At 64.3% G+C, this 9412-nt stretch carries 12 protein-coding genes; all 12 read right to left on the bottom strand.

The window, feature by feature from the left end; translation table 11 throughout:
- Window positions 1–49: 49 nt before the first annotated feature.
- Window positions 50–628 (bottom strand): 3-isopropylmalate dehydratase small subunit, encoded by a 579-nt coding sequence (leuD, locus tag AC1RM6_RS03590; RefSeq protein WP_493098220.1) that lies wholly within the window; start codon window positions 626–628, stop codon window positions 50–52.
- Window positions 628–2091 carry a 3-isopropylmalate dehydratase large subunit gene (gene leuC / locus AC1RM6_RS03585; protein WP_493098219.1) on the bottom strand — a complete coding sequence of 488 codons (1464 nt, stop codon included), beginning with the start codon at window positions 2089–2091 and terminating at the stop codon, window positions 628–630. Before leuC ends, leuD begins: the two co-directional genes overlap by 1 nt.
- Window positions 2092–2247: 156 nt before the next feature.
- Window positions 2248–3609: an NADP-specific glutamate dehydrogenase gene (gdhA, locus tag AC1RM6_RS03580; RefSeq protein WP_493098218.1), complete on the bottom strand. Its 1362-nt coding sequence runs from the start codon at window positions 3607–3609 to the stop codon at window positions 2248–2250.
- Between the two features lie 313 nt (window positions 3610–3922).
- Window positions 3923–4129: a hypothetical protein gene (locus tag AC1RM6_RS03575; protein ID WP_493098217.1), complete on the bottom strand. Its 207-nt coding sequence runs from the start codon at window positions 4127–4129 to the stop codon at window positions 3923–3925.
- A 179-nt stretch (window positions 4130–4308) separates the two neighbouring features.
- Window positions 4309–4956, bottom strand: coding sequence for an adenylate kinase (locus AC1RM6_RS03570; protein ID WP_493098216.1), 648 nt, complete (start codon window positions 4954–4956; stop codon window positions 4309–4311).
- A 31-nt stretch (window positions 4957–4987) separates the two neighbouring features.
- The gene (secY, locus tag AC1RM6_RS03565) at window positions 4988–6355 is read right to left on the bottom strand and encodes a preprotein translocase subunit SecY (RefSeq protein WP_493098215.1); all 1368 of its coding nucleotides are present in this window, start codon (window positions 6353–6355) and stop codon (window positions 4988–4990) included.
- 135 nt (window positions 6356–6490) lie between these two features.
- Complete coding sequence (rplO, locus tag AC1RM6_RS03560; RefSeq protein WP_493098214.1) at window positions 6491–7045, bottom strand: 50S ribosomal protein L15; 555 nt, start codon at window positions 7043–7045, stop codon at window positions 6491–6493.
- A gap of 165 nt (window positions 7046–7210) precedes the next feature.
- Window positions 7211–7393 (bottom strand): 50S ribosomal protein L30, encoded by a 183-nt coding sequence (gene rpmD / locus AC1RM6_RS03555; RefSeq protein WP_493098213.1) that lies wholly within the window; start codon window positions 7391–7393, stop codon window positions 7211–7213.
- Between the two features lie 5 nt (window positions 7394–7398).
- Window positions 7399–8127, bottom strand: coding sequence for a 30S ribosomal protein S5 (gene rpsE / locus AC1RM6_RS03550; protein WP_493098212.1), 729 nt, complete (start codon window positions 8125–8127; stop codon window positions 7399–7401).
- Window positions 8128–8481, bottom strand: a complete 354-nt coding sequence (gene rplR / locus AC1RM6_RS03545; protein WP_493098211.1) for a 50S ribosomal protein L18 — start codon at window positions 8479–8481, stop codon at window positions 8128–8130.
- Window position 8482: 1 nt separating this feature from the next.
- Window positions 8483–9016 carry a 50S ribosomal protein L6 gene (gene rplF, locus AC1RM6_RS03540; RefSeq protein WP_493098210.1) on the bottom strand — a complete coding sequence of 178 codons (534 nt, stop codon included), beginning with the start codon at window positions 9014–9016 and terminating at the stop codon, window positions 8483–8485.
- A complete protein-coding gene (gene rpsH, locus AC1RM6_RS03535; protein ID WP_493098209.1) occupies window positions 9016–9411 on the bottom strand; it encodes a 30S ribosomal protein S8 in 396 nt (131 codons plus the stop codon). The genes rplF and rpsH overlap by 1 nt, the downstream gene beginning before the upstream one ends.
- Between the last annotated feature and the right edge of the window lies 1 nt (window position 9412).

Raw genomic sequence — 9412 nt, 5'->3', positions numbered from 1 at the left:
GATAGGCGCGCGCCGGTGCTTGCGCAACGGCACCGCCAAGGTTCAGGCCCTAAAGCCACGGCCGCTCGGCGGCCATTTTCACTTCATAGGCGCCGATCGCATCGCCGCGGGCCATCGTCAGCCCGACCTCGTCGAGCCCCTCGATCAGGCATTGCTTGCGGAACGGATCGATCTCGAAGCTGAATCGATCCTGGAACGGCGTCGACACGCTTTGATGATCGAGGTCGATCATGATCGGATCGGTCTTCGCCACTTCGAGCAACCGGTCGATCGCCGCCTGCGGCAGCACCACCGTCACGATCCCGTTCTTGAAGGCGTTGCCCGAGAAGATGTCCGAGAAGCTCGGCGCGATCACTGCGGTCACCCCCATGTCGGCGAGCGCCCAGGCAGCATGTTCGCGGCTCGACCCGCAGCCGAAATTGTCGCCGGCGATGATGATCGGCGCCCCGACATATTCGGGATCGTCGAACACATTGCCGGGCTGCGCGCGGATCGTCTCGAACGCGCCCTTCCCCAGCCCGTTGCGGGTGATCGTCTTGAGGTAATGCGCCGGGATGATGACGTCGGTGTCAATATTCTTCAGGCCCAGCGGATAGGCGCGCCCCTCGACTTCGTTGATCGGTTCCATCACTCGGCTCCCCCAAATTCGGGCACGGCTTCGGGCATCAGCTCGCGCACATCGGTCAGATGGCCGGTCACCGCCGCCGCCGCCGCCATCGCCGGCGACAGCAGATGGGTGCGCGATCCCGGTCCTTGCCGGCCGACGAAATTGCGGTTCGAGGTCGAGGCGCAGCGCTCGCCGGCGGGGACCTTGTCGGGGTTCATCGCCAGGCAGGCCGAACAGCCCGGCTCGCGCCATTCGAAGCCGGCGTCGAGGAAGATGCGGTCGAGCCCTTCCGCCTCCGCCTGGCGCTTGACCAGGCCCGAGCCCGGCACGATCAGCGCCTGCTTGACGTTGGCCGCGACCTTGCGGCCCTTCGCGATCGACGCCGCCGCGCGCAGATCCTCGATCCGGCTGTTGGTGCAGCTGCCGATGAAGACATTCTCGATCGCGACATCCTGCATCCGGGTACCCGGGGTCAGCCCCATATAATCGAGCGACTTCTGCGCGGCGACCTGCTTCGACGGATCGGCGAAGCTCGCCGGGTCGGGCACCACACCGGTGATCGGCACGACGTCCTCCGGACTGGTGCCCCAGGTCAGGCACGGCGCGATCTCGGCGGCGTCGATGACGACGACCTTGTCGTAGCGGGCGCCGGCATCGGTCGGCAGCGTCTTCCACCAGGCGACCGCCTTGTCCCAGGCGTCGCCTTGCGGCGCCATCGGCCGTCCCTTGAGATAGGCGAAGGTGGTTTCGTCGGGCGCGACCAGCCCGGCGCGCGCACCGCCCTCGATCGACATGTTGCAGACCGTCAGCCGGCCTTCGACCGACATCTCGCGAAACACATTGCCGGTATATTCGATGACATAGCCGGTGCCGCCGGCGGCGCCGATCCGGCCGATGATCGCCAGCACGACATCCTTGGGGCCGACGCCGGGCGCCAGCGCACCGTCGACCCGGATTTCCATCGTCTTCGACGGGGTCAGCAGCAGCGTCTGGGTCGCCAGCACATGCTCGACCTCGGATGTGCCGATGCCGAAGGCGAGCGCACCGACCCCGCCATGCGACGAGGTGTGGCTGTCGCCGCACACGATCGTCGTGCCGGGCAGCGAAAAGCCCTGCTCGGGGCCGACGACATGGACGATGCCCTGTTCGGGGGCGATCGCGTCGATATAGGTGATCCCGAATTCGGGCGCGTTGCGCTCGAGCGCGGCAAGCTGCTGCGCCGACTCCAGGTCGGCGATCGGCAAGCGGCTGCCGTCGGCCGCGACCCGCGCGGTGGTCGGGATATTATGGTCGGGCACCGCCAGGGTCAGGTCGGGCCGGCGCACCGTGCGACCGGCGACGCGAAGCCCTTCGAACGCCTGCGGGCTCGTGACTTCGTGGACCAGGTGGCGATCGATATAGATCAGGCAGGTGCCGTCGTCGCGGCGCTCGACGACATGCGCGTCCCAGATCTTCTCGTAGAGGGTGCGGGGTTTCGTGGACATGCCGCGAGCCTCTAATCGGTCGCGCGCCATTGTCAAAGCAGAGAGGCTGCGTGCGGGTGAAGCATCGCTTTGCCGGAGGGCCTCCGATCGCCGCCCGGCAAAGAAAAGGGCGCCGGATCGCTCCGGCGCCCCTTCCCTTTTCGACCCGTCGGACGATCAGACGACGCCGTAGGCCAGCATCGCGTCGGCGACCTTCTTGAAGCCGGCGATGTTGGCGCCGCGGACATAGTCGATATGGTCGCTGCCGGCGCTGCCGCCATATTCGACGCAGCTCTTGTGGATGCCCTGCATGATGTCGACGAGCAGCCGCTGAAGCTCCTCTTCCTTCCACGAGATGCGCGCCGAATTCTGGCTCATCTCGAGGCCCGACACCGCGACGCCGCCGGCATTGGCGGCCTTGCCCGGCGCGAACAGGATCTTCGCCTTCTTGAAGACATGGGTGCCTTCGAGCGTGGTCGGCATGTTGGCGCCTTCCGACACCGCGAAGCAGCCATTCTTGACGAGCAGTTCGGCCTCGGTCGCGTCGAGCTCGTTCTGGGTCGCGCAGGGCAGCGCGACATCGCACGGCACCGACCAGGGCCGCGCACCGCCGCCATGGAACTCGGCGCCGGTGAACTCCTTCACATATTCGGAGATGCGGCCGCGGCGCTTGTTCTTGAGCTCCTTGACCCAGTTGACCTTCTCCTGGCTGATGCCCTCCGGATCGTAGATGAAGCCCTCCGAATCCGACAGCGTCAGCACCTTGCCGCCGAGCTGGTTGATCTTCTCGGCGGCGTGGGTGGCGACATTGCCCGAACCCGAGATCACCGCGTTGAGACCGACCAGGTCCTTGCCCTTGGTCTTGAGCATTTCGAGCAGGAAATAGACCGCGCCATAGCCGGTCGCCTCGGTGCGGATCAGCGAGCCGCCATATTCGAGGCCCTTTCCGGTGAGCACTCCGGTGAACTCGTTGGTCAGCCTTTTATACTGGCCGAACATATAACCGATCTCGCGCCCGCCGACGCCGATATCGCCCGCGGGCACGTCGACGTCCGCGCCGATATGGCGATAGAGCTCGTTCATGAAGCTCTGGCAGAAGCGCATCACCTCGTTGTTGCTCTTGCCCTTCGGGTTGAAGTTCGACCCGCCCTTGCCGCCGCCCATCGGCAGCCCGGTCAGCGCATTCTTGAAGGTCTGTTCGAAGGCGAGGAATTTGAGCACGCTCTCGGTCACCGACGGGTGGAAACGGATACCGCCCTTGTACGGCCCGATCGAATTGTTGTTCTGGACGCGCCACCCGCGCTGGACGCGGATATTGCCCTGATCGTCCTCCCAGCAGACGCGGAACGAGATCACCCGGTCGGGCTCGGCGATCCGGCGCAGGATCTGATATTTGTGATATTGCTCCTTGTCGGCGATGAAGTCGAAAATATCCTCGGCGACCTCCGTCACCGCCTGAACGAACTCAGGCTGCCCCGGATTGCGCTTCGCAACACCGGCCACAAAACCCGACAAGTCGACATGATCTGAAACGGCCATCGGCGCATCCCCCGCTAAGATTTTCTCCAGGACTCACCCGCGCCCCGCGGACTCGACCTGCGGTCGAATGCATCCTCCGAAATCATGTCGGCGGCAAGACAATTTGCATCGGCCGGCGTCAGCCAGTAGCGCGTCAAATATTGGACAAGTGTAGCGAAACCGGTCTTCACCACCCGAACTGCCCGGAAGCCTCGTCCGGACTTATACCCAATCCCGGTGAGCTTGCCTCATCGGGATTGGGTATCAGCCCGTGCGGCGCTTGAGCATATCGATCGAGGATGCGTCAGCATCTTCGAGATCGCGTACTAGCCGATCAGGCGAACATCGGAAAAGCGAAGCCCACCGCCAGGATGAACGCGATCAGCGCGATCAGCATGCTCCAGTGATAGACCTTGCGCGCCATCGCGATGAACAGGGTCAGCCAGGCGCCCGCTTCGCGCACCGCGCGGCGAGACCGGCGGCGCCGTCGCCGGCGCACGCGTTGGTGCTGCTGCCTTGGCCATTCCGGCCGCTGGTCCATTTCTCCGATCCTCGCCTTGGGCCAAAGCAAGCACGAAACGTGGCCGGTGCCAACTATGTTACAATTTGGCAGCCGGCACCAGTATCCCGGTGACGTCGGCGCATCGCGGGGCGGCAACCACGAAAAAGGCCGGCCCCCTCGCGGGAACCGGCCTCTTCACAATCATCATGTTTCTGGAATCAGGCGTCGAGAATGGCGGCAATCGCTTTCGAAACCTCGTCCATGTCGGCCATGCCGTCGACCCGCTTGACGATGCCGCGCGCCTCGTAGAGCGGCAGGATCGGCGCAGTCTTGGCGCGATATTCGGCCATGCGGGTCCGCACCGTCGCCTCATTGTCGTCGGGACGGCGCTTGAACTCATGCGAGCCGCACACGTCGCAGGTCTCGGCGACCTTCGGCAGCTTGTAGAGATCGTGATAATTGGTGCCGCACTTCGCACAGGAAAAGCGGCCCGTGATCCGCTCTACCAGCGCATCCTCGTTGACCTCGAGCTCGATGACGTCGTCGAGCGTGCGATTGCGGGTCGCGAGAATTTCGTCGAGCGAACGCGCCTGGGCTTCGGTGCGCGGATAGCCGTCGAAGATCGCGCCTTCATCGGGTCCCATCGAATCGAGCTTCTCGCCGATCAGCCCCGACACGATCTCGTCCGACACCAGTTCGCCCGCGTCCATCACTGCCTTCGCTTGAAGACCGATCGGCGTACCAGCGGCGACCGCCGCCCGCAGCATGTCGCCGGTGGACAGTTGCACCATGCCGCGATCGGCCACGAGCTTGGACGCCTGGGTGCCTTTTCCGGCCCCGGGCGGCCCCAGCAATATGATGTTCATCAGCACGCGCCTCGCGCGACCATCCCAAATATCACCTTCGCGTTCCCCCCTTGAGTTTAGCCTTCTTGATCAGGTCGCCATATTGATGCGCCAGCAGATGGCTCTGGATTTGCGTTACCGTGTCGATGGTTACGTTGACCACGATCAGAAGGCTAGTCCCACCAAGGTAGAATGGGATGCCTGCCTTCGCGACCAGATATTCGGGCACCAGGCAGATGAAGGTCAGATAGGCGGCGCCGAGCACGGTGATCCGGGTCAGCACATAATCGAGATAGGTCTCGGTATTCTTGCCTGGCCGGATACCCGGGATGAAGCCGCCATAACGCTTCAGATTGTCCGCCGTCTCTTCCGGATTGAACACCACCGCGGTGTAGAAGAAGCAGAAGAAGATGATGCCGGCGGCGTAGAGCGCCATGTAGAGCGGCGTTCCGTGCTGCAGATACTGGTTCATCGTGATGATGAAATCGCCCCAGGCGCTCTCCCCCGACACGCGCTTGCCGGCGAACTGGCTGATCGTCAGCGGCATCAGCAACAGCGACGAGGCGAAGATCGGCGGGATCACGTTGGCGGTGTTGATCTTGAGCGGCAGGAAGCTCTTGTCGCCCTGCATCATCCCCCGCGCGGTCTGGCGCTTGGGATATTGGATCAGCACGCGGCGCTGGGCGCGCTCCATGAACACGATGCCGGCGATCAGCCCAACCACCAGGATCATCACGCCGATGATCAGCACCGGCGACATCGAACCCGTGCGGCCGCCCTCGAACACATTGGCGAGCGCGGTCGGCAGCTGCGAGACGATGCCCGCCATGATGATCAGCGAGACACCGTTGCCGATGCCGCGGCTGGTGATCTGCTCACCCAGCCACATCAGGAACATCGTGCCGCCGACCAGCGAGATCACGGTGGTGACCCGGAAGAGATAGGGATCGACGATGACCGCCTCGACGCCCGAGCTCGCGCCCCAGCTTTCGAGGCCGACCGCGATGAAATAGCCCTGGATCGTCGTCAGCAGCACCGTGCCGTAGCGGGTATACTGGTTGAGCTTCTTGCGGCCGCTTTCACCGTCCTTCTTGATCGCGGCGAGCGTCGGCGACAGCGAGGTCGCGAGCTGGATCACGATCGAGGCGGTGATATAGGGCATCACCCCCAGCGCGATCAGCGACATCCGGGTCAGCGCGCCGCCCGAGAAGGTGTTGAAGAAGTCGAGCACGCCGCCCTTGGTCGTGTCGAACAGGGTCTGAAGCGCGCGCGGATCGAGGCCGGGCAGCGGGACATGGCTGAGCAGGCGGAAGACGATCAGCGCGCCCAGCGTGAACCACAGGCGCTTCTTGAGCTCGGTCGCCTTCGCGAATTGCGACAGGCTGATATTGGCGGCCATCTGTTCGGCTGCGGATGCCATGATTGTTCTGGACCCCGAAAAAAGAAACGGCGGAGAAGCTGTTTCCAGCCCGCCCCGCCGCTTCATATAGTGAGTGCTTCGCGCTTGTCAGCCCGAAAGCGGCCAAGTGCGATCGCCCTGGAGCGACGGAAAGGCTCAGGCTTTCGCCGCGGCCTTCTTCGCTTCCTTGTCGGCGGCCTTCGCCTTCTGGACGACGCGATGCTTGGCCTTGTGCTTGTCGGCCGGATCGATGACCTCGATCACGTCGACCGAACCACCGGCCTTTTCGATCGCGGCCTTGGCGCCGGCCGAAATGCCCGCAACCTTGAACGACAGCTTCGCGGTCAGTTCGCCCTTGCCCAGAACGCGCACGCCGTCCTTGCCGCCACGGGCGACGCCCGCCGCCTTCAGCACGGCATGATCGATCAGGCCCGCGGCATCGAGCTTGCCGGCATCGATCAGCTTCTGGATCGCGCCCAGGTTCACCTCGGCATAATCCTTGGCGAAGATATTGTTAAAGCCGCGCTTCGGGATCCGCATGTGGAGCGGCATCTGACCGCCCTCGAAGCCGTTGATCGAGACGCCCGAGCGGCTGGTCTGGCCCTTCTGGCCGCGACCCGCGGTCTTGCCCTTGCCGGAGCCGATGCCGCGTCCGACGCGCATCCGGCCCTTGCGGGCGCCATCATTGTCGCGGAGTTCGTTCAGTTTCATGGTCGTGCACTCGCTTTCGCTATGTTCGCGCTGAATGGAAGAAGGCGCGCCTGTAGCGCGCCTTCCGAAGTTTGTCATCCCTCACGAGCTCGTATCGAGATCGTGACCGGAAGCATCATATGCTGAAGGATCGCCCCGGCGTTTTATCGCCGGGACCGGATCGGCTTACGCCTCCTCGACGACCTTCACCATGTGATGGACCTTCTTGATCATGCCGCGGACTTCAGGGGTGTCCTGAAGTTCGCTGGTACGATGCATCTTGTTGAGGCCGAGCCCGATCAGCGTCGCGCGCTGATTCGGGGTACGGCGGATCGGCGAACCGATCTGGGTGATCTTGATGGTCGCCATCGTGATTACTCCGTGATCGCCGCCGCTTCGGCATCGGCGACCTCGGCAGAAGCACCGCCACGACCCAGCAGGTCGGCGATCTTCTTGCCGCGGCGCTGAGCGACCGACTTCGGCGAAGTCTGATCCGTGAGCGCCTCGAAGGTCGCACGGATCATGTTGTAGGGGTTCGAGGTGCCGACCGACTTGGTCACCACGTCATGCACGCCCAGGCTCTCGAAGATGGCGCGCATCGGGCCACCCGCGATGATGCCCGTACCGGCAGGCGCGGTACGCAGGGTCACCCGGCCTGCGCCGAAATGACCGTTGCCGTCGTGATGCAGCGTGCGGCCTTCCTTGAGCGGAACGCGGATCATCGCCTTCTTGGCGGCCGCGGTCGCCTTCGAGATGGCTTCCGGCACTTCGCGCGCCTTGCCATGACCGAAGCCGGTACGGCCCTTGCCGTCGCCGACGACGACCAGTGCCGCAAAGCCGAAGCGCTTGCCGCCCTTGACCGTCTTCGAGACGCGGTTGATGTGGACCAGCTTCTCGATCAGCTCTTCGCCGGCGGGCTCGTCCTTCTTGCGGTCGTCGCGGCGGCGATTGCCGTCACGACCACCGCGGCCACGGTTGTCACCGCCGCCGGGGCCACGGCCACGGCCACCGCGCGGGCCACGGCCCGAACGCTCGCCCTCGGGCGCGGAACCGGCTGCAACGGTGGGTTCAGCACCAGCCTGGATGTCGGTTTCGTCAGCCATTTAAAACTCCAATCCGCCTTCGCGGGCCGCATCGGCCAGCGCCTTGACGCGACCATGGAAAAGGAAGCCACCGCGATCGAACACCACCTTGGTGACGCCCGCCGCAACGGCGCGCTCGGCGACCCGCTTGCCGACGGTCGCGGCCGCATCCGCGGTCGCGCCGGTCGTGCCCTTCAGGTCCTTGTCGAGCGAAGAAGCCGCAGCCACGGTACGGCCGGCCTCGTCGTCGATGACCTGCGCATAGATGTGCCGGCCCGAACGATGGATCGAAAGACGCGGACGCAGATTGCCCTTCGCACGAAGTGCGGTGCGGACGCGCTGACGGCGGCGTTCGAAGAGAGAGAGCTTTGCCATGTTACTTCTTCTTCCCTTCCTTGCGGAAGATGAACTCACCCTTGTACTTGATACCCTTGCCCTTATAGGGCTCGGGCTTGCGCCAACGGCGAATTTCGGCGGCGATCTGGCCGACCTGCTGCTTGTCGATGCCCGTGATGTGGATCGTCGTCTGATCCGGCGTCGCGATCGTGATCCCCTCGGGGATCGCAAAATCGACGTCGTGGCTGTAGCCGAGCTGCAGCTTCAGATTCGTACCCTGCACATTGGCGCGGTAACCGACGCCGGTGATCTGGAGGGTCTTGGTGAAGCCCTCGGTCACGCCGGTGATCAGGTTCTGCACCAGCGTCCGCTGCATGCCCCAGAAGGAGCGTGCGCGCTTCGTGGCGTTCGACGGCTGGACCGAAATCGCAGCGTCTTCGACGGCATAGGTGACCTCATCGGCCAGACCCATGGTCAGCGTGCCCTTGGGGCCCTTGACCGAAAGCGTCTTGCCTTCGATCGCGGCGGTGACGCCTGCCGGAACGGGAACCGGCTTCTTGCCAATGCGGCTCATCAGAAGACCTCCGCGAGAACCTCGCCGCCGACATTCTGCTCGCGCGCTTCCGCGTCGGACAGAACACCCTTGGGCGTCGAGACAATGGTGATACCCAGGCCGTTGCGAACACGCGGAAGCTCTTTCGAGCCCGAATAGACGCGGCGGCCAGGCTTCGAGACGCGGGCGACATGCTGGATCGCCGGCTGGCCCTCGAAATATTTCAGCTCGATGCGCAGGCCACTGTGACCAGCGAGTTCTTCCTCGCTGTAACCACGGATATAGCCTTCGCGCTGGAGCACGTCGAGAACGCGGGCGCGCAGCTTGGACGCGGGGGAAACCACGCTGTCCTTGCGGGCACGCTGCCCGTTGCGGATGCGGGTGAGCAAATCACCCAGGGGATCGGTCAGAGCCATT

This window comes from Rhizorhabdus sp. GW822-FHT03C02 (assembly GCF_058801765.1).
This window is presented reverse-complemented; position numbering and strand designations above follow the sequence as displayed.

Bases quoted from the DNA above. Each gene is read 5' to 3' on its own strand.
- rpsE (WP_493098212.1), bottom strand. From the start codon at position 8,127: ATGGCTGACGAAACCGACATCCAGGCTGGTGCTGAACCCACCGTTGCA.
- rplO (WP_493098214.1), bottom strand. From the start codon at position 7,045: ATGAAACTGAACGAACTCCGCGACAATGATGGCGCCCGCAAGGGCCGG.
- leuD (WP_493098220.1), bottom strand. From the start codon at position 628: ATGGAACCGATCAACGAAGTCGAGGGGCGCGCCTATCCGCTGGGCCTG.
- rpmD (WP_493098213.1), bottom strand. From the start codon at position 7,393: ATGGCGACCATCAAGATCACCCAGATCGGTTCGCCGATCCGCCGTACC.
- AC1RM6_RS03575 (WP_493098217.1), bottom strand. From the start codon at position 4,129: ATGGACCAGCGGCCGGAATGGCCAAGGCAGCAGCACCAACGCGTGCGC.
- rpsH (WP_493098209.1), bottom strand. From the start codon at position 9,411: ATGGCTCTGACCGATCCCCTGGGTGATTTGCTCACCCGCATCCGCAAC.
- leuC (WP_493098219.1), bottom strand. From the start codon at position 2,091: ATGTCCACGAAACCCCGCACCCTCTACGAGAAGATCTGGGACGCGCAT.
- AC1RM6_RS03570 (WP_493098216.1), bottom strand. From the start codon at position 4,956: ATGAACATCATATTGCTGGGGCCGCCCGGGGCCGGAAAAGGCACCCAG.
- rplF (WP_493098210.1), bottom strand. From the start codon at position 9,016: ATGAGCCGCATTGGCAAGAAGCCGGTTCCCGTTCCGGCAGGCGTCACC.
- rplR (WP_493098211.1), bottom strand. From the start codon at position 8,481: ATGGCAAAGCTCTCTCTCTTCGAACGCCGCCGTCAGCGCGTCCGCACC.
- secY (WP_493098215.1), bottom strand. From the start codon at position 6,355: ATGGCATCCGCAGCCGAACAGATGGCCGCCAATATCAGCCTGTCGCAA.
- gdhA (WP_493098218.1), bottom strand. From the start codon at position 3,609: ATGGCCGTTTCAGATCATGTCGACTTGTCGGGTTTTGTGGCCGGTGTT.